General features: G+C 48.4%; 13 protein-coding genes. 12 read left to right on the top strand and 1 reads right to left on the bottom strand.

Features of this window, described 5'->3' with window-relative positions; translation table 11 throughout:
- The first annotated feature begins 4 nt into the window (after positions 1-4).
- The 12 genes from BQ5591_RS02530 to BQ5591_RS02475 all read left to right on the top strand — a co-directional run bounded on the left by BQ5591_RS02530 (position 5) and on the right by BQ5591_RS02475 (position 24,865).
- Complete coding sequence (locus BQ5591_RS02530; protein ID WP_071148312.1) at positions 5-1,825, top strand: RagB/SusD family nutrient uptake outer membrane protein; 1,821 nt, start codon at positions 5-7, stop codon at positions 1,823-1,825.
- A gap of 31 nt (positions 1,826-1,856) precedes the next feature.
- A complete protein-coding gene (locus tag BQ5591_RS02525; protein WP_071148311.1) occupies positions 1,857-4,856 on the top strand; it encodes a SusC/RagA family TonB-linked outer membrane protein in 3,000 nt (999 codons plus the stop codon).
- Between the two features lie 19 nt (positions 4,857-4,875).
- Positions 4,876-6,555 carry a RagB/SusD family nutrient uptake outer membrane protein gene (locus BQ5591_RS02520; protein ID WP_071148310.1) on the top strand — a complete coding sequence of 560 codons (1,680 nt, stop codon included), beginning with the start codon at positions 4,876-4,878 and terminating at the stop codon, positions 6,553-6,555.
- Between the two features lie 46 nt (positions 6,556-6,601).
- Complete coding sequence (locus tag BQ5591_RS02515) at positions 6,602-8,179, top strand: family 16 glycosylhydrolase (RefSeq protein WP_159434418.1); 1,578 nt, start codon at positions 6,602-6,604, stop codon at positions 8,177-8,179.
- A 242-nt stretch (positions 8,180-8,421) separates the two neighbouring features.
- Positions 8,422-10,635 carry a polysaccharide lyase 8 family protein gene (locus BQ5591_RS02510; protein WP_071148308.1) on the top strand — a complete coding sequence of 738 codons (2,214 nt, stop codon included), beginning with the start codon at positions 8,422-8,424 and terminating at the stop codon, positions 10,633-10,635.
- Positions 10,636-10,745: 110 nt separating this feature from the next.
- A complete protein-coding gene (locus tag BQ5591_RS02505; RefSeq protein ID WP_022164196.1) occupies positions 10,746-11,639 on the top strand; it encodes an alkaline phosphatase family protein in 894 nt (297 codons plus the stop codon).
- Between the two features lie 44 nt (positions 11,640-11,683).
- Positions 11,684-13,756, top strand: coding sequence for a family 20 glycosylhydrolase (locus tag BQ5591_RS02500; RefSeq protein WP_071148307.1), 2,073 nt, complete (start codon positions 11,684-11,686; stop codon positions 13,754-13,756).
- Positions 13,757-13,792: 36 nt separating this feature from the next.
- Positions 13,793-16,444 (top strand): glycoside hydrolase family 2 TIM barrel-domain containing protein, encoded by a 2,652-nt coding sequence (locus BQ5591_RS02495; protein WP_071148306.1) that lies wholly within the window; start codon positions 13,793-13,795, stop codon positions 16,442-16,444.
- A gap of 57 nt (positions 16,445-16,501) precedes the next feature.
- Positions 16,502-18,976, top strand: coding sequence for a glycosyl hydrolase family 95 catalytic domain-containing protein (locus tag BQ5591_RS02490; protein WP_083380853.1), 2,475 nt, complete (start codon positions 16,502-16,504; stop codon positions 18,974-18,976).
- A 124-nt stretch (positions 18,977-19,100) separates the two neighbouring features.
- Positions 19,101-21,344 carry a glycosyl hydrolase family 95 catalytic domain-containing protein gene (locus tag BQ5591_RS02485; protein WP_071148305.1) on the top strand — a complete coding sequence of 748 codons (2,244 nt, stop codon included), beginning with the start codon at positions 19,101-19,103 and terminating at the stop codon, positions 21,342-21,344.
- Positions 21,345-21,844: 500 nt separating this feature from the next.
- Positions 21,845-23,905: a polysaccharide lyase family 8 super-sandwich domain-containing protein gene (locus BQ5591_RS02480; RefSeq protein WP_071148304.1), complete on the top strand. Its 2,061-nt coding sequence runs from the start codon at positions 21,845-21,847 to the stop codon at positions 23,903-23,905.
- Positions 23,906-23,920: 15 nt separating this feature from the next.
- A complete protein-coding gene (locus tag BQ5591_RS02475) occupies positions 23,921-24,865 on the top strand; it encodes a tRNA-dihydrouridine synthase family protein (protein WP_071148303.1) in 945 nt (314 codons plus the stop codon).
- A gap of 291 nt (positions 24,866-25,156) precedes the next feature.
- Here BQ5591_RS02475 and BQ5591_RS02470 read toward each other — a convergent pair whose 3' ends face one another.
- Positions 25,157-26,701, bottom strand: a complete 1,545-nt coding sequence (locus BQ5591_RS02470) for an alpha-L-fucosidase (RefSeq protein WP_235817026.1) — start codon at positions 26,699-26,701, stop codon at positions 25,157-25,159.
- Position 26,702 lies beyond the last annotated feature (1 nt).

Raw genomic sequence — 26,702 nt, 5'->3', positions numbered from 1 at the left:
GAATATGAAACATATAATAAAAGGTCTCGCTTTGGCTTCACTGCTGTGCGTGGGAGCGGGATGCGACGATATCAAGTTCGGAAACGCTTTTCTGGAAAAACCGTTGAGTGACGAGATGAATATAGATTCCGTATTCGGAAATAAAATCTATGCCGAACAGCAATTAGCACAGGTATATCACTCTCTACCCGACCATACCCCTATCAATGGACGTCTTTCATGGGGATCCTTGGAAAGTATCACAGATTTGGGTACATGTCGAAAAAGTGGAGGTACTGAATATCATAAAGGACAAGTGACCGCGTCAAATTATAGCGGTGCCGCTTACCGAATGGATTATGGCCGGGCCGATGGTAAATTTTCGGCTATATATGGAATCCGCCAAGCCCATATTTTCTTGGAGAATGTAGACCGCGTTCCAGACATGACTGAAGAAGAAAAGACCCGTCGCAAAGGAGAAGCAGAAATGATTATAGCTTACCACAACGTGGACATTTTCCGTAACTATGGTGGTATGCCATGGATTGACCATGCCTATAAGCCTTCGGATGATATGAAAATGACCCGTATGACCATTGCTGAAGCGGTAGAAAAAATCAGCACCCTGATTGACGACGCTGCCAAGAAATTACCTTGGGACGTAGAAGCCAACGACGACGGCCGTATGACAAAAGCCGGTGCTTTGGCTCTAAAATCGCGTTTCTTAACTTTTGCTGCAAGTCCGCTTTTTAACAGTGACCAACCTTTCAAAGATGGCGAAGCATCACAGAATCACTACACATGGTGGGGTGATTATCAACAAAGCCGTTGGCAAGATGCTTTGGAAGCTGGACTGGCTTTCTTACGTGAGAATGCTAAAAACAACAATGTATATAAACTGGTAGACAACGGTGATCCGCGTAAAAGCTTCTGCTCCGGTTATTTTGACCGTTACAATCACGAAACCTTAATCAGTAGTCACCGTTATATTAAATGGGATTTGAACTCCTATAACGTAACTCAGACCCGTTATGGAACAGGTGACCCAACCATGTGGTATTGTGACATGTTCCCCATGAAAGATGGTAGCGATTTCAGCTGGGATAACCCCGAACACCGCGCTCATCCGTTCTTTACAGAAGATTTTGAGATGACCCGCGACCCTCGTTTGTATGAGACTCTCATCGTAACAGGTGACAAGTTTTGGGGACGCAAGGCAGAAATCTACAAGGGAGGTCGTGAACAACCCCAAGACATGGGTGGTGGCCAGAACTGGCGTTGGGCAGGTTTAGGATATTTTGGTATAGGTATACGCAAATACTATCAGGATCACCTGAACGAATTGCAGAACAAGTTCTACAATTGCTGTCTGCTCCGCTTGCCGGAAATCTATCTGAACATTGCTGAAGCCATGAACGAACTGGGAAAAGCAGAACAGAAAGACGAATTCGGACGCGATGCTTACGATTATATAAATCTGCTCCGCGACCGTGTACAGATGCCTCACGTTACCAAAGAGACTGCTGCTCCGGGTGTAGCCTTGCGCGAGGCTATCCTTCGCGAACGTGCTTTGGAATTCGGTTGGGAAGAGGTTCGCTATTATGACATCAACCGCTGGAAACACAGCGATTACCTGAAAGCTCGTAAGATTGTCCGTTTGCGTACTTATCCGGAAGGAGAAAAGGTAAATGGCAACTACGTAAACTTCAGATATGAATTTAAAGAGGAATCACCCAATCAACATTTATGGATTGACAATTGGGATGATAAATACTATCTGTGCCCTATTCCTTTGGATGAAATTAACAAGAAATACGGCTTGGTACAAAACCCCGGCTGGGAATAAGGAAAGGATTTAACTAAAGAATTTAGCAAGCATGAAAAAGAAATATATTTCCGTATTAGCGCTCGCCTGCCTATTCTCGGTTTCGGCAATGGCGCAACAAAAAATTACGGGTGTAGTGAAGGATGCCCAAGGCGAACCTGTACTGGGTGCTTTGGTTACTACAGTAGGACATCCTACTGAAAAATCCATCACCGACCAGAAAGGCGTATTTACCCTAAACGCTAACCAAGGTGAATACATTGAAATAGTATATGCCGACAGTCAAAAGAAACGGGTATGGGTTAAAGGCGAATCATTAGAAATTTGCCTGGAAGATCTGGATACTTATACAGAAAACCGCAGCAAATTGCAAAGCGGCCGTGAACAGACACAAGCTGTGTCAACTTTGTCTGGTGAAAAGATTGCCAACAACTCTACCTTCAACGTAGGAAACTCACTGTACGGTATGTTGCCGGGCTTGATTGTAAAGCAAAACACTGGCTGGACTGATGGTGCTACCCTGATGGTACGTGGCGGTGGTTCACAATCATCACAATCTCCACTCATCGTTGTAGATGGTATTCCCCGTACCTTGGACTACCTCAACATGCTCGAAGTAGAAAGCATCTCTGTATTGAAAGACGGTGCTGCTACAGCACTGTGGGGAACACGTGGTGCCAATGGTGTAGTAGTAGTAACCACTAAACGCGGACAGTACAACCGTCGCGATATTGATGTAAACTATACCTATGGTATGGGATTGCCCATCAATCAGCCGGAATTTGTAGATGGTGTTACGTATGCACAAATGCGCAATGAAGCGCTCTACTATGATGGCTTGTCATTAGAATACGACGCTACCGCATTTGATGCTTTCCGCAACGGATCCAACCCTGACGCATTCCCTAATGTAGACTGGATGGGAACCGCCTTGCGTGACTATACCACCAACCATCAGCTGAACTTGACTTTCCGTGGAGGTGGTAAACGAGTACGCTATTATACTGCTATCAACTATAAGAACGACCAAGGTATTTTGGACACAGATCTGGTGAACTCAACCGGTCGTTACGATGCACAATTTAAAAAGTATCGTCTTGATGCCCGTATGAACTTGGATATTGACGTAACCGATTATACACGAGTTGCATTGAATATGTTTGGTCTGTTGCACGAGAACAATCGCCCACGCGAATCAGAAGCCAATATCTTTGGTAATCTGTTCCATGTTCCTTCAGGTGCATTCCCTATCCGTACAACCAACGGCTATTGGGGTAGTAACAATATTTTCAAAATCAATCCTATTGCTGAGATTGCTGAAAATGGTTACTTCCGTACCGATGAACGTATGTTGCAGTCCGATCTTCGTATCTATCAAGACTTGTCACCGGTAACTAAAGGCCTTAAAGCAGAAGTTGGTATTTCGTATGACAACAGTGCCGTTTATCAGGAAACTGGTTCACAGGAATATGAATACGAAGCACTGACTGTTATCCCGGGTGCTGTATTGGGTGAATACGAAATTCTGCGTAATGTAGGTGGTGAAGAAAAAGCCCTTTCTATCTCCAACGGTGGTCTGAACAGCCAGTTCATGCGTTTGGTTATCGACGGACGAGTAGGCTACGACCGTGCTTTCGGTCTCCACGCCGTAAATGGAAACTTGATGTATCGTCAGGAATCTTATACTCCGCTGGGACGTAACAACAGCCGCAAACGCCAGTCGGTCATCTTCACCGGTGGTTACAACTACGACAACCGTTATCTGGTAGACGTAGTAGTAAACTATAGTGGTACAAGTGTGTTAAGCGATGGCGATAAGTTCCGTACTTATCCTGCCATATCAGCTGCATGGGTACTTTCGAACGAATCTTTCTGGAAAAACGCAAGTAACGTAATCGACTATTTCAAGATTCGTGCATCATGGGGACGTTCGGGTAACGATAACATCGCTTACGACCTTGATGAACGTTACTGGGTAAGCTGCGGTGGTGGTCTCTTCAAAGATACTCCAGCCGGTTTCGGTGGTCTTCATGCCGGCAACTTGGCTGTATCCAACTTGGACATCGAATTGGCAGACAAGTATAACTTTGGTATCGACATGCGTTTGTTCAACCGTTTGTCACTGACAGCTGACGCTTTCTATGATAAACGTACGAACACACTGATCTCAGCTTCCAACTTGTATTCAAGCGTTATCGGTACAGGCATTCCTCAGCTGAACATGGGTGAAACCAATTCTAAAGGTCTCGATTTAGGCTTGAATTGGGAAGATAAAGTAGGCGAAAACTTCAAATATTATGTAGGTGGAACCTTCTCGTACCTGCGTACTTGCATTGATGAAAATGGTGAAGGCTACAAACCTTATGACTATCTGTACAAGAAAGGTGACCGTATCGGACAACTTTATGGACTGGAAGCCATCGGTTACTTCCGTGATGAAACAGATATCGCCAACAGCCCCAAACAGATGTTCTCAGCCGTACGTCCGGGAGACATCAAGTACAAGGACCAAAATGGTGATGGTAAGATTGACTCATATGACGAAGTTGCCATTGGTCATTCTTCTTCAATACCGGGCATCTACTACGGTATCAACTTAGGCTTTGAATACAAAGGATTCGGTATAGACGCTGTGTTCCAAGGAGCCGGACAATACAGCCGTATGTTAAATACTCAGTCTGTATACTGGCCGTTGCGTAACAACAACAGTAACTTGAGCAAATGGTATCTGGAAGACCGAGTACGTTGGACTGAGGACACCAAGGGTGTAGCAACTGCACCGCGTCTGACAACGCTGGACAACGCCAACAACTTCCGTAACAGTACAGAATGGCTGGAGAACGGTGCCTTCTTCAAACTGCGTAATCTCAACATCTATTACAACCTGCCGAAAAAGTGGATTAGCAGCATGAAGATGGATCAGTGCCAAGTATATCTCCGTGGCAACAACCTGTTCTCGCTTGACCATGTGAAGTACCTGAACTGTGAAGACCTCTCGATCAACTATCCAGACTTGATGTCGGTGTTTGTAGGTGTGAACATTAACTTCTAAAAACAAGACTAAACGCAATATGAAAAAATTAGCTTTAATTATAGCCGCATCCCTCACTTTGGGGGGATGCGATTTCCTGGACTTCGACGAATCACAGGGTAAGACTCAGGAGGAAGCCTACGGCTATTTCGACAACGTATTGGCTTTGGGTAATGCCGCTTACCGTTCACTTCCCGATGATTTTGGAGATCACATTGGTGGTGCTCTGCGCGAAGCCGCTACTGACAATGCTGTATATACGTGGGAAAGCAACGCCGTATATGACATCTACAACGATGTATGGAGCCCGCTGAACCAGATCGATAATAAGTGGAGCGAATACTATCAGGTAATTTATGACATCAATATGTTCCTGCGTGATTACTCTGAAGAAAATCTGGAACGTCATAAGTGGGATTCTAACTATCCGGATAACATCGAGAAAGCACGGATGTCATTGCGTGAAGTAAGAGTGCTTCGTGCCCTTTATTACTTCGAACTGGTAAAACGTTACGGCGATGTACCCTTGCTTACCGAACCGATGGAGTTGGACGAAATCAACAGCGTAACTAAGACCAAAGCTACAGAAATACTGAATTTCGTAGCAACCGAATGCGCTTCGGTAGCAGACGAACTTCCGTTAAGCCACAATGATTTCTTTGGTGAAACCGGTCGTGTAACCAAAGGAGCAGCTCTTGCTATCCGTGCTCGTGCTTTGCTTTATGCAGCTAGCCCGTTGCTCTGTGACGGCGATGCTTCTGCAGCTTGGAAAGCCGCAGCTGAAGCTGCCCACGATGTCATTGCAATGAATTACTACAGTCTTCCTGCTATAGATGAAGATCCGTTGTACGATCCGAATCTGGGTGACGCTGTATTGAAATCGCCACAATTGATTTTTGAGACTCGTAACAATGCCAGCCTGACATTCGAAACTCGTAACCTGCCCATTGGTTTTGCTAACGGTACAAACAGTGGAAATACTCCGACTCAGAACCTTGTGGATGAATTTGAGATGAAAGACGGAACACCTTTCAGTTGGAACAATGCCACACATGTACAGAATATGTATTATGATAAGGCAGGTAACCCAACTCGTGACCCGCGTTTCTATCGTACAGTGCTTGCCAATGGCATGAAATTTATGAAAACGCAGATTGATACTTACGAAGGTGGTCGTTTCGGAGCCCCTGTAACAGGTGCTACTTTGACAGGCTATTACCTGAAGAAGTTAGTAAATGAAACGGTAGTTTTAACACCACCGAACACTGTAAGTAAGAATCACCACTTCCCAACCTACCGTTATGCAGAAGTATTGCTGAACTACGCTGAAGCATTGAACGAATGGCAAGGTCCTGACTACACAGATGCCAACTGCACAATCTCTGCCCGACAGGCTTTGAACCAAGTACGCCAGGCTGCAGGTATGCCCGACGTTAAAGGTGCCGGTGACCAGAATTCGTTCCGTACAGCTGTACGTCACGAACGTCGCGTCGAACTGGCATTCGAAGACCACCGCTTCTGGGATATCCGCCGTTGGAAGATTGGTAACGTGGTAGAGCAGATCTACGGTGTACACATCCGTAAGAACGGACCTACTTTCGAGTACACTCGCCAACTGGTGCAAAACCGTATCTGGAAAGACAAGATGTACCTGTACCCGATTCCACAGAACGAGACATTTGTTAATCCCAACTTGACTCAGAACCCGGGATGGGAATAACCAATATCTTCAAAATAAAGAAGTTTAACGAATGAATACTACGAAAATGACAAATAAATTAATATTAAATCTGTTGATAGGAGGAGGTTTGCTAGCAGGCCTCGCCTCCTGCGCGGACGAATCAATCTCTCTGAAGGATGTCAACTATCCTTTATACGAGCGCTTGGATACCGCCGGTTACCAAGGTTACGAACTGGTTTGGTCGGAAGAATTCGATCAAGACGGACGTCCAAATTCAGCTTATTGGAATTACGATGAAGGTTACATGCGCAACGAAGAGGCACAAGATTATCTGAAGGATGATCCTCGTACTTCACGCATCGAAGGTGGTGATTTAGTGATAGAAGCATTCAAGGATCCGCACGAAGGTATTAACAAATGGACAGGTGAACCCTATCATTTCGATTATTCATCTGCCGAATTGACTACCAAAGGCAAAGTAGACTTCCAGTATGGTCGTCTGGATATTGCAGCCAAAATACCTACAGGTCGTGGTGTATGGCCGGCTTTCTGGATGAGACCGACAGATGCTCTGGAAGGCAAATATGCTGAGATAGACATTATGGAATACGTATGGGGTAACACCGAAGACCATAACACGTATTATGTAACCCTGCATACGCAAGCTACCAACGACGGATTGGCTGAACGTTGGTCGGGTAATACTAGTTCGCCTACACTTGAATCGAACTATCACCTCTACTCTTTGGTATGGGACGAAGAAATGATTCAGGTATTGTTTGATAACGAAGTAGTTTGTACAGCCGAGAAAGAAGAAGGCATGACACTCGATTACTGGCCGTTCGACCAGCCCTTCTACCTCATCATGAACATTGCCGTTGGCGGTGGATGGGGCGGTCAGTGGGGTATCGATGAAACCATCTTCCCGAAACAAATGAATGTCAAGTACATCCGCTACTATAAACCTATTGAAGTAAGCGTACCTGGTGGTGGTGATGGCAACGTAGACGACGGTGCCGAATATGTAGTTAACGGTGGCTTCGAAACCGATCTTGATGCTTCGATGCAGCCCAAGGTAGGTCCGCGTTCGGATATTGAATACGAAAATGCACTGAACTTTGTAAACCGTTGGTGGGTGCTCAACCACAACACAGCTGCTTTAACTATAGATAAGACTACCGGTGCTGATGAAAGTAATCGTTCGATGAAGTATAGTAACAGTAAATTGGGTAACTGGTATAGCACCGATATGTCAATGTGTATCCAGAATGTACCGGCTGGTAAATATACACTCAGTTTCTGGGCTAAAAGTAATCAGGCTAGTGCCCCCTTGGCTGTAAATCTTGCTTTGTGTGAGACACAAGCCGACATGAAGCTGCTCTATAAAGAATGGAAATCATTAGTAAAGGAAAATGGGAAAACGGTTATCAAGCAAAAAGAAAGTGGTGCCAGTGGTGACTTGTACTGCCTGACTTCAGAAACTGTTGGTACCGAATGGAAACAATATTCCATCACATTGGACATCCCGGAAAACATTTTGCTGAAGCTGGTTCTGAAACCTCATACTTCAGGCACTCCCGGACTGAACTCATACAAGCTCCAGACACCGGCCGACAACTTGGAATTCTGGTTTGATGAATTCTCCTTGAAAGAGAAAAAATAAAAGTTCCTTTTTAGGATAATGAATAGTTCGGGGCTTCTGTCCGATGAGAATTCTGACAGAAGCCCCTTTTTATTCAAACTACAACATCTATAAACGTTAGTGAAACTCTCACAAAGCTTTGTGAGCAGATATTTTTCCCCAGTTAGGAAAAAATATTTTCCCAGTTAGAAAAAAATTATTCCCTAACTAGAGAAAAAAACAGCCTAAACTATAAACTTCTAACCTTTCAAAATACAGATATCATGAACTTAAAGCAATTAATCGGATTATCCGGAATAGCCCTCTCTCTGACAGTATTTCCCGTATTAGCCTCGGCATGCAGTGATAACAGCGTTATCGAAGAACCAACCACACCTCCGGATAGCGGAGATGGAGATGAAGAAACCGATGATGCTTTGCATCAGACATGCCAAACCATTCTTGAAAGAATAAAATCCGGCAATCTGTCTACAAATGCATCTGCCGTAGATAAAAATGCAGCAAAATGGATCGCACAGATCCAAGAAAACGGTTCATTCCCCGATATTGACTATTCAGACCGTTCTTTCAGCTGGACACCAGGCGCCCATTTGACACGAGTGAATCAAATGGCTCAGGCATATATATTGAAAGAAAGCAGTTATTATGGAAACGAAGACTTATACAAACAAATCATACAAGCCCTAACCTATTGGAATACGGTTCATCCGGTTTGCGACAATTGGTATGAGAATCAAATTTCTGCACCACAGGATATGGGCGTTATCCTAATTCTGATGCGCTATGGTAAGACGCTGGTTCCGGAAGAACTGGAAAACAGTATCCTTCTATATATGAAACAAACCGGAGGAGATCCGGAAGATCAGGCAGGTGCCAACAAGACCGACATAGCCTTACACTGGTTGTACCGAGGATGTCTGCAAGAAGATAAAAGCGTAATAGACAAGGCTGTGCTCCATTCATTTATGCCACTGGCATATGTAGCTTCCAACCAAGAAGGCATCCAATACGACTTATCGTATTTCCAACATGGTTCACAATTATATGTCGGCGGCTATGCTCCGGTTATGCTCAGCGGAGTAACCAGAGTTGCAGAATATACTGCAGATACCGAATACAAACTATCGGCCAACCAATTGAATGTACTGTACAGGTTCATCAACGAAACTTATATGAAAAGTATCAGAGGACATGTGCAATTCTATAATGTTGTCGGACGTAGTGTCAGCCGTCCGGGGGCTTTAAATTGCAGTGGTTTTACAGGTACTCTTGACAAAATGAAAAGAATAGACCCAGCCCATAGTGCCGAATACGATAAGCAAATTGCTATCTTAAAAGGCAATGGATACGGATCCATCACAGACAACTTTACTCACTATTATATAGGTGACTGGAGTCTGTTCCAAGGCAAAAACTATTCTGTTGGTGTACGTATGGCTTCCAACCGTACCCGAAAATGCGAAAACGGAAATAAAGAGAATCTGAAAGGCTTCTTCATGAGTGATGGCTCCATGAATCTGGCTTTGGACGGAGAAGAATATTTCGATATATTCCCAACATGGGACTGGAACAGAGTTCCAGGAGTAACCAATCCCCAAATGGCAGAAATTCCGTTGGCTAGCTCATGGGGAGAAGCAGGTGAATCAGAGTTCTGCGGTGGACTTTCAGCTGAAGCAAACGGACTTTCCGGATTCAGATTTACGGCTAATACTCATGGCATCAGCATGTCGGCAAACAAGGCATGGTTCTTCTTAGACGGTAGAATTGTATGTCTGGGTAGTGGTATTACTTCAAGCATGGCAGAGCCTATCAATACGACTGTCAACCAATGCATGTTCAAAGACAATCTTGCATACGCCATAAACGGACAGGAAAATACTGCCTCAATAGGTGCCGAAGTATCAGATCAGTCATTAGACTGGATATGGCATGGCAATGTAGGTTATTTCTTCCCTGAAGAGCAGAAAGTTTCTCTTAAAGCCGAGAACCGTAACGGAAGCTGGTATGAGATTAACAATACCAAAAGTAAAGACCAGGTTGAAAAAGAAGTATGTACCATATGGTTAAATCATGGAACAGCTCCGTCAAATGCGACCTACAGCTATATCATTGTTCCGGGTATAGACAACGTAGGAGCTATGAAGAACTACAATATAAAAGATACTGAAATCATAGCCAATTCCGCAGATGTACAAGCTGTACAAGACGTTGCAAACAATATGATTCAAGCCATGTTCTACCAAAAAGGAAGCATCTCTGCCAATGGAATCAAAGTTTCGGTTGATAAACCATGCGCACTCATGTTGCAAAAGAGTGGCAGCAATTTCGAACTTTATTTCTCAGATCCTTCCCATAAGTTGAGCAGCCTGACTGTTACAGTTGAGTACAACAACAGTCAGAAGTCATATACTTATGACGCATTTGGAGAAGACAGTGCCTACAAAGGAAAGACACACCATACGCAATTGGCATTCTAAGTAATATTATAACGGGGATGTATCAGAATCGATTTACATATCATTTTGATACATCCCCTATCTGTATCAAGTAAAAACCACCATCTTTTCAACCAAACATTCTAATGAATATGAAAAAAATACTCTTCTGCTGCTTATTAGGTATTATATCACTCACTGCAAATGCCGGCAATCCCAAACGAGTAATATTAATAGCCTTGGATGGAATCTCCATAAATGGCTTTACCAAAGCCAATACTCCCCATCTGGATGCTTTGTTAAGCGAAGGAGCCTTATCGCTAAACACACGGGTGGTCATGCCGTCTGTGACACTGCCCAACTGGACAAGTCATCTTACCGGTAGTGGTCCGGAGCAGCACGGAGTTTTCAATAACGACTGGACATTGGCCGATAGCCACTACCCGTTACAGGACAAGGATGCCGACGGTTACTACCCTTCGGTATTTACAGTAATCAAGGAACAAAAACCGGAAATAAAAACAGCATTCTATTATAACTGGATCAACCTGTTCTATCCGTATAACAAGAAATATCTTGATGAAGTCAGCTATCTGGAAAATGACGGATATAAAGAGAACTACGCAAAAGCTCTTGACTTCATGCTGCAACATAAACAAGAACCCGTTTTAGTATTCTTATATTCAGTTCATACAGACCATGCCGGACACAAGCACCAATGGATGTCAGACGAATATATACAGTCAATAGAAGAAGCCGATGCAGAAATAGGTGCACTGATCGAAAAAATGAAAGCCAATGATTTATACAAAGATACCTACTTCCTGTTTGTAAGCGACCATGGAGGTATCAAATACGGTCATGGAGGAACAAGTTCCGATGAGATGATTGTTCCCTGGGGCATAAAAGGTCCTAAAATAAAAAAGGGGTTCATTATGGAGGAACCTAACAATACTGTAAACACCGCTTCGGTCATATTGCATTTGTTTAAAATCAAACAACCGGATGCCTGGATCGGAAAAGTTCCACACAGTATCTTCAAATAACAACTGATTATATAAAAAAACATCTGTTGAATTAGTATTCGCATATGAGAAACATCATTTATTACATAACCTTGTTCTCGGTTGTACTTGCATGTCCCCATTTATCTGCTCAAAATACAAAAGAGAAAAATGACTCAATCCTGCAGGCACTGCTGCCCGAGCCACAATCGGTTACCGTATACCATGAAGAAAAAGGTATTGCTCCTGATGAGATCAAAGGATTTCATCTGGTAAAAAAAGCCCAGATTCCTTTTGGAATAAAGCAGTTCCCCCTAAAAACAGTGGACGAACAACAGCATTGCATCGTTCTCGAACTCAACAAAAGCATTAAGGCGGAAGAAGGTTATGAACTGGCCATAAAGGACAATGTTATCAGGCTCAGTGCCCGTACCTCAAAAGGATTACTGTACGGTATGATAACGTTAGAGCAAATCGCCCGAAATGCCAAAGAGATCAATGCAGAAATGCCGGCGCTCAAAATAGAAGATTATCCTCACAGCAGCTACAGAGCCATTCATCTGGACTTGAAGCACCACATCGATAAAAAAGAATACATGTACAGCATTTTAGATAAAATGGCTTTGTACAAGCTTAATGCGATCATCGTAGAATTTGAGGATAAGATAAAATACGAGACATATCCAGTGATAGGTGCCCCAAACGCCTGGAGCATAGACGAATGGAAAGAGTGGTGCGAATATGCCCATAAGCTGAATATCGAGGTTAGTCCGCTTATTCAGGGCATTGGTCATGCCGATTTCATCCTGAAACACGAAGAAATGAAGCCGCTCCGCGAGGATCCTTCTTCCGACTGGGTATGCTGCCCTTCGAACGAAGAATATTACAAAGTACAGTTCAAGCTATACGAAGACGCCATAAAAGCTACTCCGTATGGAAAATATCTGCACGTAGGAGGAGATGAAGTAGGTACATTGGGAACCTGCCCACGATGCAAAAAGCTGCATAAGAATGCCCTCGCACTACAGATGCAATGGCTAAAACGGGTCAGCGATTACGCCGTAAAGCATGGAAGAACTCCCATCTTCTGGGACGATATGGTGTTTAAGCATGTCGGACTATACGCAGCCATTCTGGATCAGATCCCTCCTCAACAAGTGGACTCGGTTTGGCAAAAACAGCTTCCCGAACTGAACAAGCACATCAAGTCCTTCCCCAAAGAAGTGATTTACATGCGCTGGCAATACGGAAATGCCGACCAACCTGGAAACAAGAAAGCCTTGCAATGGTATCATGACAACAAACTGAAAACAATGGGTGCCACGGCCGTTCAGACCACCTATGCCATGTTGCCGTTGGGAGGATTCATCAATAACATCAAGAGCTTTCAGACGGCCAGACAGGATATTCCCATCGAAGGCGTTTTGTGTACTGCATGGGACGATGCCTCTCCGTTGACTGATACTTTCTGGCAAGGTTTCATTGCTCATGCTCAATACAGCTGGAACATTCAGGACGACATGGATAAGGAAGAGTTCGACCGTCGCTATCGCATTAACGAATTCGGATATCAGGCATCAGGCCTGCCCAACTTCCGACCGCTTCTGGAAAGCACATTTCCACTATGGGAAACAGGACTGCTGGACGAAGGTGTACGCCGTTCATTATACCGTACAAGTGGTAAGTTCAAACTGATGAGTCTGCCAACTGAAACAAAAGGAGAATGGAGCATAAAGTACCAGAAAAGGATAGAAGAAGCTCAGAAGAACATCGCCAAATGCCAGCAACTTAAAGAACTGCTATTGAAATACCGGAAGGAATCGGTGCGTAACGAATATTCGCTGCAAGTATTCGAATGTATCAACGAACTGACCGGATATACCGCAGAATTGCTGTTCGCACTGTCCGAATACGATATAAAAAGAGACTTTGCCAGCTTCAACAATCTGAAGTTATGCGTGAAGAAGTTTGATACAGTCCGTCAGAACATGGAACATGTCTATTCGCAAATACGCGCATTAGGGCAACCCGAAGGGTATTTATTGCCCATGAACCACCATTCGCATCTGGCAATCCAGACAAAGAATTCCGACTGGATGTTCTGGTACGAAACAGCATTCCTCAAGAAACTGACAGAAAACATACCAGACCTCAAGTAATAAAAAACAAACTCTATAGACCATAAATCACAGATCATGAAATCGTTCTATATTATTGCATTATTTTTAGTCTGTGCATTCTCTTCTTTGTTTGCCACCGACTATCCCGCCTTCTCAACCGGCGGTTTTTACGAACTTCCCGGCACCGGACGAAAAGCCTATTCCATGAACATGGCATGGCGGTTTCTCAAAGGAGACTCCGAAGCCCAGGTATGGAACAAAGACTTCGACGATTCAGCCTGGGAAGTCGTTTCCTTGCCTCATGGCATCGAATACCTGCCTATCGAAGCCAGCGGCTGTGCCAACTATCAGGGAGTAGTGTGGTACCGGAAACACTTCACACCCTCGGACGAGTTGAAAGGCAAACGCCTGTTCCTGCACTTCGAAGCCATCATGGGCAAAAGTGAAGTTTATTTAAATGGAAAACTGATTAAGAAGCATTACGGAGGATTCCTGCCCGTCATTGCCGACATCACCGACGGAATAGAATGGGACAGCGAAAATGTGATTGCCGTAAAAGCTGACAATAGTGATGATCCCACTTATCCGGTAGGAAAACCTCAAAGCCTGCTGGACTATACCTATTTCGGAGGTATTTATCGCGACTGCTGGCTGATAGCGCACAACGATGTCTTCATAACCAATGCCAACTACGAAAACGAGGTTGCCGGAGGAGGATTGTTCATTTCCTACGACCGGGTTTCGGAAGAAAGCGCGATTATCAACCTGAAAGCACACATCCGCAACCAGTCGTCCAAACGGCAAAAAATCACCATCGAATTTCAGTTGAAAGAGAAAGAAGGCAATACTGTTCTGACAACTGCAAAATCGCTCACCGTACAACGGGGAAAGGCAAACTATGCGGTAAGCTCCATGAAAGTCGATGCCCCCAAGCTGTGGTCGCCCGAAACACCTTATCTTTATTACCTCGACATCCTGGTGAAAGATGCTTCCGGCCAGACAATCGACGGCTACCGGCAAAGACTGGGCATACGAAGCATCGAATTCAAACAGACCGAAGGTTTGTGGCTGAACGGAAAACCTTACGAAGGAAAAATCATGGGAACAAACCGGCATCAGGATTTTGCCGTACTGGGCAACGCACTCCCCAACTCTCTGCAATGGCGCGATGCCAAAAAGCTGCGCGATGCCGGCCTGAAGGTGATCCGTACACACTACGTCATCGACCCGGCCTTTATGGACGCATGCGACGGACTGGGCCTGTTCGCACTGGTAGAAGTGCCGGGATGGCAATTCTGGAACGACGAACCTATATTTGCCGAACGCATCTATTCGGATATACGCAACATGATACGTATTCATCGCAACCATGCTTCGCTGTTCTTCTGGGAACCTATTCTGAACGAAACAAGATACCCCGAATATTTTGCCAAAAACGCATTGGACATCTGTAACGAAGAGTATCCTTACCCTTACAGCACCGCTGCATGCGACCATGGAGCTGCCGGAGACTCTTATTACAGCCTGTTACTGCGCCCCATCGATTCCAAGCTAAGTCCGGACAAGACTTACTTCATCCGTGAGTGGGGCGACAATGTCGACGACTGGAATGCCCAGAACTCGGACAGTCGCGTAGCCCGCAACTGGGGCGAAGTGCCCATGCTGCTTCAGGCCGCTCACTATGCCAACCCCGATTACCCGGCACTGTGCTACGAAACCATCTGCCAGAAACCACGGCAGATCGTGGGTGCCTGCTTCTGGCACTCGTTCGACCATCAGCGCGGCTACCATGCCGATCCTTTCTACGGAGGCATTATGGACGCATTCCGCCAGCCCAAGTTCTCGTATTACATGTTCATGTCGCAACGCTCACCGAAGAAGAGCGACCTGATAGCCGACAACGGCCCCATGATTTACATTGCCCACGAACTGACCCCCTTCTCACCGAAGGATGTCACCGTATACTCCAACTGCGACGAAGTGCGCCTCACCGTCTTCAAAAACGGAAAGACCTATACTTACAAGAAAGCCACCGACCGGAAAGGAATGCCCTCGCCTGTCATCACATTTGCCGATGTCTACCACTTTATGGAATGGAAAGCCAAAGCACGTGCCGGCAAACAGGACGAAGCCTACCTGCTGGCCGAAGGACTGATAGACGGAAAAGTAGTAGCCACACACAAGCGCTATCCGGCCGGACAACCCGACCACATCGTGCTGCGTCTGGACAACGAAAACGTACCATTAGTGGCCGACGGCTCGGACGTAGCAGTAGTTGTAGCTGAGGTTGTTGATAAGCGAGGAACCGTAAAGCGTCTGAACAATTCCATCATCCGCTTCCAGATCGAAGGTGAAGGCAGATTGCTGGGCGATGCTTCCGTAGGTGTCAACCCAATACCTGTCAGCTGGGGATCGGCTCCTGCACTCGTACAAGCCACCAACCGCGCTGGAAAAATCAACATTACCGCCTCTCTGCTGGTTCCCGGACAGGCACGTCCGCTGGAAGGTACCTTGGAAATAGAATCCGTACCCGACAAACAACGCCAGATATTCTCGGCCAACGAACTGGAACAGATCGGCCGGAACAGACAGGAAGCACAGGAAAGCCCGTCGGATCTGAAAGAACTGATGCGTGAAAACGCAATACTGAAAAAGGAACTGAACCAACTGAAAGTGAAAGAAGTGGAACAACAGCAGACACAATTCGGAAAAGGTATCAACGATTGACCTATTTACTTATAACTTTACAATCTATATTTATATTTAAAAAAATCAAACAAAGTCATGATGTATCGATCTACATTTTTAGGATTTCTGCTGTTTCTGACTACTCTTCTGCAGGCAGCCGACAGCAAAGAAAAAGTCTACAAACTGTGGTACGACCACCCCGCGCCCAACAACGGAGCCGTCTTCGAAGAGAACTGGAGCGACCGCCCGACCGATACCGACTGGGAGCGTTATTCACTACCCATCGGGAACGGCTATATGGGTGCTTCCATCTTCGGGCGGACCGATACCGAACGGATTCTGCTGTCCGACAAGACACTGCACATCAAAGGCCTGTGGGGAACGGAAACCAATACCGCCTTTGCCAACATCTATATGGACTTTTTCCATAATAGCTACGAAAACTACGAACGAAACCTGACGTTGAACAACGGGCTGCACCAGGTACGATACAAGCACCAGGGCACAACCTACCAGCGTACCTGCTTTGCCAGCTATCCGGATAAAGTAACCGTCATCAAACTGACGGCCGACCGTGCTGGAAGCGTCAGCTTCCATCTGCGTGCCCAAATACCCTATCTGGCACCTTTCGGTCCTCTGCAACGTACCGACTCCATCACCAAGGGCTACCTTAGCGGAGCCACGCAAACACGCTTCAGCGGAAACGGACGTACCGGAAAGGTCTCGGCCGAAAGCGACGACATTCTTTCCCTGCGCGGAAACACCGAACACCTGAACATGATCTACGAAGGACGAATCAAAGTTATCCCCTACGGAGGTAACGTCCGCGCCCATCATGCTGCCGACGGAAACGACTGGCTGAGCATTGAGAAGGCCGACTCGGCTATCGTACTGCTGGCCATCGGAACGAACTATGAGCTGAAGAGCAGTGTCTTCGAAGGTGCATCCGAAGACAGACTGAAGGGCAATGCTGACCCGCACGATGCACTGGTCGGTATCATCGAAGACGCTTCGGCAAAAGGATATGACTGTCTGCTGGACAGACACCTGGCCGACTACCGGCACTTCTTCGACCGTGTACACATCGACTTGGGCGAAGAAATACCTTCGATACCCACAGACAAGTTATTGGAAGCGTACAAACAGGGCCAATACAGCAATTATCTGGAAGAACTGATGTTCCAGTACGGACGCTATCTGCTCATCTCCAGTTCGCGGAAAGGAACCCTGCCTCCGCTGCTGCAAGGCGTATGGAACCAATACGAACTGGCTCCGTGGAACAACAACTATACCCACAACATCAACATTCAGATGAATTACTGGCCAGCCTTCAGTACCAACCTGGCCGAGCTGTTCGAGTGTTATGTCGATTATTACAAAGCCTATCTGAACAGAGCCGAACAAGTTGCCTCCAACTACATACGCAAACATCATCCCCAAGCCTACTCGGCACAGAAAGGTGGAAACGGATGGATTGTAGGCGCCGGAGCAGGTCCCTTCTTCATCGGAGAGCCCGGCGGACATTCCGGTCCCGGTACCGGAGGCATGACTGCCAAACTGTTTGCCGACTACTATTACTTCACAGCCGACCCGCAGATTCTGAAAGAAGTTACCTATCCGGCCATTTCCGGAGTGGCACGCTTCTTCAGCAAGGCACTGACAGATACCCTGGGGCACATGCTTGCCTATCCTTCATCTTCGCCCGAACAGTTCAGCAAACTGACTGGCAAACCCTATCCGAGCGTAGGCTGCGCCTTCGACCAGCAGATGATATACGAGACTTTCGGCGATGTGCTGAAGACTGCGGACATCCTGGGCAAAAAAGATCCGCTCGTCCGGGACATCAAAAAGCTGATGCCCCGCCTCGATCCGGTTCTCATCGGAAAGTCTGGGCAGGTGAAAGAATACCGTGAAGAAGAGTACTACGACGACATCGTGCTGGAGAAACACCACCGTCACATCTCTAACCTGATTGGGTTGTACCCCGGCACCGTCATCAACAGCCATACACCGCAGTGGCTTCAGGCCGCCCAAACGACATTAAACTTGCGGGGTGACGCATCTACCGGATGGTCTATGGCCCACAAACTGAACCTGTGGGCACGAACAGCCAACGGCGAACGTGCACACACCGTGCTGCAGACCCTCATCCAGACTGCCGTACTGGACAACCTGTGGACAAACTGCATTGCTGTGTTGCGCTCGCCCTACCAGATTGATGCCAACTTCGGCACAACAGCCGGCATTGCCGAAATGCTTCTGCAAAGCCACGAAGGCTACATCGACCCGCTTCCTGCCCTCCCCCAATGCTGGCATACGGGCAGTTACGAAGGACTTGTGGCAAGGGGCAACTTCGAAGTTTCGGCCCGCTGGGCAAACAAACAACTGCAGCAGCTACACATTCATTCCCGAAGAGGACTGCCTTGCAAAGTCAAAGTGCCTTTTGCACAGGCACTGCGGATAACGGACTCTCACCAAAAGACAGTATCCTACAAGGTTCTGCCGGACGGAACAGTTCAGTTCAAGACAAAACCCGACGAAGTCTATCTGCTGGAAAAGACAGACGAGTAGACAAGTTAACGAGTTAACGAGTTAACAAGTTGACGAGTTGACAAGTAAACAAGTAGACAAACTGACAAGCCTAATAGACTTGTAAACTTGTCAACTCGTCTACTAAAACAATAAACCTACTGATATGAAAAGACAATTTTTAATGCTCCTCCTCATAGGAGTTCTGTTGGCACTGCCTTTGCAGGCACGCCATACCGAGCCTTTCCATGGGCTTAAGTTCGACGCCCTCCCCACCCTGTGGGACGAAGCCATTCCGTTAGGAAACGGCATCATCGGCAACCTTATCTGGGAAAAGGAAGGACGTCTGCGCATAGCACTCGACCGCGCTGACCTTTGGGATCTGCGCCCGGTCAAAGAGTTCGAATCACCCGACTATTCCTACCAGTTCGTCTGCGACCAGGTCATCAACAAGAAAGATGTCAGCAAGGTTCAGGCACTCATTGACGACCGCAGCCGCAAGGACTGCGCTCCCACCAAAATTCCTGTAGGTGCCATTGAGTTCCCCATCAGCCAACTCGGAAAAGTAAAGGCTGTACAGCTTGACGTGCAGACTGCCGTATGCACCATCACATGGGAGTGCGGAGCCACTGCCAGCTTCTTTACCGATGCTGTAAGCGGAATGGGCTATTTCCGCTTTACCAACCTGCCGGAAGCGCTCAGCGTCGAACTGGAGACTCCCCGCTACGAAGACAACGGAAGCGAAGTACAGAAGGTAGTTGCACCACGCACCCATCTGCTGACACGGCTGGGCTACAAAAACGGTAAAATCACCCGCCGAGACAACCAGATTGTCTACCGGCAGAAAGCATACGGCAAAGTAGCTTACGAAGTGGCATTACAATGGGACACCCCTCAGCCTGACGTACTGGAAGGCAAATACTGCATCACCACTCAAGGTACCTGGTACAGCGAAAAGGAGCAGGCCAGCGAACTGCTGAAGACATCGGCAAAAGATTTCGACACGGCACTGGCCGGACACCTGGACTGGTGGAAGGCTTATTGGGAGAAGAGCCGGATTGACCTGCCCGACAAAACACTGGAACACCAGTGGTATATGGAAATGTACAAGTTCGGAGCCGCCTCGCGCAAGAATGCCCCACCCATCTGCCTGCAAGCCGTATGGACTGCCGATAACGGCCAGACCCCGCCCTGGCGTGGCGACTTCCACAGCGACCTGAACACTCAGCTAAGCTACTGGCCCGGATACGTCGCCAACCACCTGGAAGAATCGGAAGTATTCACCGACTGGCTTTGGAAGATCAAAGAAAACGGAGAAGCGTTCACCCGCCGCTTCTTTGGGGTAGAAGGCCTCAACATCCCCTGCATTGCCACCCTAGAAGGAAAAGCCATAGGCGGATGGAGCCCCTACTCGCACCAGCCCACCACCAGCGGATGGCTGGCACAGTCGTTCTACCTGCAATGGAAATACTCGGCCGACCGTACGTTCCTCGAAGAACGCGCCTATCCGTGGGTCAAGGAAGTGGCACGCTACTTCGAAAACGTCTCCGTGAAAGATAAGAACGGAAAACGGAAACTCCCGCTTTCGACCTCGCCGGAAATCAACGACAATACACTGCAAGCCTGGTTCACACAGACAACCAACTACGACCTGGCCAACATCCGCTTCACCTACACAGCTGCTGCAGAAATGGCCGCTGCGTTGGGACTCGCCGAAGAAGCCGACCACTGGAAGCAGCAACTGGAAGAATGGCCTGCCTTCGCCACCGATACTACGGGTCTGACCATCGCTCCGAACTATCCGTTGTCCGAGTCGCACCGTCACTTCTCGCACATGCTTGCCTTCCATCCCTTCGGACTGCTCGACGTGTCGCAGGGAACCGAAACCGAACGACTCATCAAACGTTCCATCCATCATGCCGAAGAGATGGGTACCAGTTTGTGGGTAGGCTACAGCTATGCCTGGCTGGCCAACATGAAAGCCCGTGTGGCTGACGGTGACGGAGCTGCCCGTGCCCTGCACATCTTCATCAAGGCATTCTGTGCGCCCAACAGCTTCCACCTCAACGGCGACCAGCTGAAGAAAGGTTATTCGTCGTTCGACTACCGCCCCTTCACACTCGAAGGCAACTTTGCCTGCGCCTCGGCCATACAGGAAATGTTGCTTCAGAGCCACACCGGTGTGATACGTATTTTCCCCGCTCTGCCCGAAAGTTGGGAGCAGGCATCCTTCCACGGATTGCGCGCACGGGGAGCCTTTATCATCGATGCTGACTACGACGGAGGACGGGTGCAAAAAGTCGTCATCCGCTCGGAAAAAGGCGGAACACTGAAAGTTCTGAACCCATTTACCGGAAAAGTGGAAGAAAGAAGCACCCAGCCGGGCGACATCATCGAACTGAACGGATAATGTGTACAAATTCGCACCTATTACGGACTATTCAAGGCTATGATTCTATCGGCCTTCACGTACTTTTGCAGGTGTAAAGACTAACGATTGGAAAAAACGAGACTGACATACTGCAGAGTTGACAGAAGTCACCGGAACAATAGACGAAACTGCCTCTGCAGATATATGCATGGAGAAAACGCAAATAAACGAAACACAAACTTCTAACCTTAATCATTTTCTATCAGGGAGGAGCCGGGAGGTTCCTCCCTGTTTGTAAGACGGAAACCGAACTTTTGCCAAGATTGTCGGACAAACAGGCTCCGCCCGTACTGCACATAAGCGTGCAGTGCAACTGCAACAGGCTTGCAGCACGACTGCAACAAGCGTGCAGCGCGTCTGCAGCAAGTATGCAACGCATCTGCAGCAAGCCAACAAAAACAACAAGACTAAAAATACTCCTACAGACAGCCCGATGTCCGCGGAGAAAAGACCATTAACCCTATAAAATCATACCTGACATGAAACTCAAAACATTCAGCCTACTTCTGCTTGTCGTCCTGTTGGGCACAACCGGCTTCAACGCCGTAGCGCAGGACACAGACTTCGAGATCATCTATCAACGCATGTACGAGCGATACCTCGACAAAAGCCCTTCGCAGACAGCCGTAGACAAACTGCTGCAGATCATGACGCCCGAAGGAGCGTTCAAAGGCATCAACTACCATGCCACCGACGGCTCGCCACGCAAGCACGTACAGAGCCTCATCACCCTGGCACGCGCCTATCAGCATCCCGAAAGTCCCTACTACCACCAGCCGAAGCTGAGGGACAGCTATCTGAAGTCGCTCAACTTTTGGGTCGACACCAATCATCAGGCCAAAAACTGGTGGTACCGTTACATTCCTTATCCTAAAGAACTCTCTACCGGCATCATCCTCATGAGCCGCGAAATCGAGCAGGACAAAGCACTGTTCAACAAGTGCATCGCCTACCTGCGCTGGAGCTACGAGACCGCCCGTCCGGGACTCATGACCGGGGCCAACGGTGCCGACATCATCATGGGTTCGTTTGCCGCCAGCATACTGACGCGCAACGACGCACAGATGCGCGACTTCCAGCAACGCATGACCCGACTGCTTACCATACAGCCCGTCGAAGGTGTTCAGCCCGACTACCTCTTTGCCCAGCACTGCGGCAGCGGACGCCAGCTCTACTTCACCAACTACGGAAAAGAATTCGTCAACTCCATGCTCAATTATCTGGAGCTCTGCCAGGGCACACGCTACCAGAGTGCCGGCCTCGAACTGCTGGAGAAACTCTTCGTCGAAGGCGTGCAATGGATCTTCTACAACAAGCAATACGATCCCAACAACGCCGGACGCTACATCCACTGCAACCAGTACGCCACCCCCATCAAGCTGTTGGCCGAACGCGTCTGCCGTCTGAGTACCCCCGACATGAAGCCACAGACCGAACAGGCCCTGCGCCGCATCGCAGGCGAAAACTCGCTGGAAGGCAACCGCATGTTCTGGCGGTTCGATTACATGATTCACCGCCGCGCCGGATACATGACCAGTTCGCGCATGACGTCGACCCGCACCGTGGGCAACGAAGCCGGCAACGGTGACGGCAACTTCAACTACTACGCCTCGAACGGTGTCAACTACCTCTTCGTCACCGGACGCGAATACGACCGCAACTTCTTCCGCAAGTTCAACAATCGTCAGTATCCCGGCATCACTGCCGAGCAGGACGATGCTCCCCTTCCCATCCCCGACTGGGGCGAAGGCGGCAACAACGGCAACAGCTATGCCGGTGGTGTGAGCGACAGCATCTACGGTGCCTGCGGCATGCTGCTCGACCGTCGTGGCCTCCAGGCCCATAAAGCCTGGTTCTACTTCGACAAGGAATACATCTGTCTGGGTGCGGGCATCCGCAATCCCGAAGGCAAAGCCGACGTATTCACCACCCTGAACCAGTGTAACAGAGACAGCGAAGTGCTCTATGCCCGCAAAGGCAAGGTATCGACCCTGACCGGAGAAACCGCCCGCGTGCAAGCCGACTGGGTGATTCACGGACAGACAGGCTACTTCAACCTGCAACGCGGCGCCCAATACGTGATAGCCTGCGACACTGCCCTGTTCAGCCTGAACGTCAACCACGGCACACGCCCCCGCAACGGTCAATATGCCTATGCCGTAGTGCCCGGACTGTCCGACGCATCGGCTGCCGCCCGCTATGCCAAGCAACTGCCCGTGAAGATACTGGCCAACAGTGAAACCGTACAAGCCGTCTTCCACCAAACATTAGGCATCACCGAAGCCCTGTTCTACCAACCCGGCGAACTGAAGCTGGACAACGGCGACCTGATACGTACCGACACGCCCTGCACCCTGCTGTGGAACGAAGGAAAGCAGAAACTCAGCGTAGCCAATCCGCATTGTGAATCGGCCAATCCGGCAAGCATACGCATCACCCTGGTCCGCAACGGCCGCCCCGTCGAAGTAAGTTTCGACATGCCCCAACAGGAATCAGCCGGACGGAGTGTCGCAAAATTTGTATCTTTGCCGCAGAATTAAAAAGAACCGAACGACATGCCAGACCTTCTGCCCATCCACTTCGCCCCGTTGCAGGGCTATACCGACGCTGTATACCGCCAGGCGCACGCACGCATCTTTGGCGGTATCGACACATACTACACCCCATTTGTCCGTGTAGAACACGGTGAAATACGCCGTAAGGACATCCGCGAACTCGAAGCCGAGAACAACCGTAATGTCCCCCTTGTGCCGCAGCTCATAGCCCCCGATACGGAGAAGTTGGAGCAGATTATGTCCCTTTTCATCGCAAAAGGCTTCACGTGTGCCGACATCAATCTGGGCTGCCCGTTCCCTCTGCTGGCCAAACGCCACAACGGTTCGGGCATGCTTCCCTATCCCGACGAAGTACGTCAGCTACTAGAGTTTGCCGTAAGCCGTTATCCGCAGGTACGCTTCTCTGTCAAGATGCGCCTGGGCTGGGAGAACCCTGAGGAATCCCTGGCACTGCTCCCCCTGCTGAACGAACTTCCCCTGTCGCACATCATCCTGCACCCACGCTTGGGCAAGCAGCAGTACAAGGGCAGTGTCGACTTGGCGGCATTCGAAGCCTTCTACAACGGCTGCCGTCATCCGCTGTTCTACAACGGCGACCTGCTGACCGTAGCCGACATCCAGTCCGTCGCCCTGCGCTTCCCCCGACTGGCGGGTATCGTCATCGGCCGCGGCCTGCTGGCCAATCCGGCCCTGGCAGCCGAATACAGACAAGGCGAGCCCCTTTCTGCCGATGAAAAGGGCGAAAAACTGCGCCGCTTCCATGCCGAGCTCTTCAGCCAATACGGCAATCTGCTGCAAGGCGGCGATCTGCAACTGCTCAACAAGATGAAGACCGTCTGGGAATACCTCCTGCCCGACGCCGACCGCAAAGTCCGGAAAGCCATTCACAAGGCCACACGCCTTGATACTTATCAGACAGCCGTCAATCAGTTGTTGCGCGGCTAAAAACAGAAAAGGTGTATCAAAACTAAGTAACACTATCCAACTCCCCTCCTTCTGGAAGGAGGGGTGCCCAAGGGGCGGGGTGGTAGGTTAACTCAATGTATCATAAATCAATGCTTTATGTTTTACCTACCACCTCCCCCTATCGGGGACTCCTCCTTCCAGAAGGAGGAGAGTTTCAGATACCTTTATTTTGATGCACCTTCCTTTTCTTTGTACTTTTCTGCGTCATCCGTGCCTAAAAGCGAGTTGGCGGCCGCTCTTCATTCAGGCACTCTTCAACACAAGTCAACATCATTTTTCTCCCGAATTCACCACATTCAGTTCGTAGATAGAAGGCGGCAGAGAAGCATCCAATACTTTCAATCTGATTTTACTGCTCCGGTAAGCCTGAGGGAAACGGATCACTTTGCAATCGCCCATTGGCTCGTCCGATACGTAGATGGTTTCCCAAGTACCGTTCAACCAGGCATCAATGCAGTACGAACGGATGCGGTTGGTACGTTTGTTCGAGAATCCGTCTTCCATTGTTTCCGAATCACAGTATTCAAAGATGACAATCTTGTCGAAAGCCTTTGTTTCATCCAGTGGTACGGTCAGTTCGGCCTTCGTGTCGGCAGCCGCCCAGCGTGTCTGCATGCCGCCGTCTACTGCATAACGGGCTCCGTACAGCGCCTCATTGTCCTCATATACCGAAGAGGCTTCGGCTTTTGCCTCCAGCGACAGCAGTTTTCCGCCTGTAGGAAGCGGTTTGCCCGGCTCAATGTGCAGACGGTCTTTGTTCAGTGCGATAATTGTATTGGCTTCGTTCTCGCGTATCCGCCCCGACTGGTCGGGAGCAATGTTCACTACCAGTGTATTGTCGTTTGCCGTACACCAATAGAAAAGTTCTTCCAGTTCGTCAAGGTCACGTGCAGGTTTCGGACGTTGTTTCTGGAACCAGTTCCATTCCTTGCTGATGCAAACCGTATGCTCGAAAGGCAGGTAATAGTATGCTCCGTTGTACAGATACTGCTTCTTGTCTGCAAGATGGGCTATCTTCGGATCCCACAGACGGAAATCAGTCGGGAAATACTGCAAGTAGTATTTGTTGTCCACCAGCATTGAGTCGGGTAGAATATGTTTCCGGCTTCCTTCACGGTCCACTACTGTATGATTCACTCCGATGGCGCAGTCGGGCTGCATCTTCTTTACTTCAGCATATACACGAGGCAAGTTCCAGTCCTTCACGGGTCTGTCCCAACCGCCGTCGAACCAAAGTTCACAGATGGGGCCATAGTTGGTAAACAATTCCTGAAGCTGGGCTATCATATAGTCTACATACTTCTCCGGATCTTTATCGCGATACGAAGGTGCATGTCTGTCCCACAACGAATAGTAAACACCAAACTGAAGGCCATATTTGCGGCAGGCCTCTGAAACGGCTTTCACCACATCAGTCTTCACAGGCGACGAAGCCACGTCATAGTCCGTATATTGGCTGTCCCAAAGGCAGAAACCGTCGTGATGTTTCGTCACAAGCAGCACATAACGAAAACCGGCATCGCGTGCCACCCGTACCCATTGGTCGCAATCCAACCGCGTCGGATTGTATTTCTCTACGGGGATGGTTCCGTCCGACCATTCTATTTCGCCGAAAGTATTCACTCCGAAGTGCACAAACATGCCGTAACCGCGTTCTATCAGCTTCTGCTGTGTTTCGTTCGGCTTGTTTCCCGGCACAATAGCCTGGCCATATACGGGCAGCACACAGGCTGCAGCCAACAGGTCCGCCCACATTCGCAACGCATGTCCCCACTTCGTTGCCATACGACTGCACATTCTGAATTGTCTGTTCATG

Origin of the sequence: Bacteroides ndongoniae, assembly GCF_900108345.1 — a bacterium.
GTDB lineage: Bacteria > Bacteroidota > Bacteroidia > Bacteroidales > Bacteroidaceae > Bacteroides > Bacteroides ndongoniae.
This window is presented reverse-complemented; position numbering and strand designations above follow the sequence as displayed.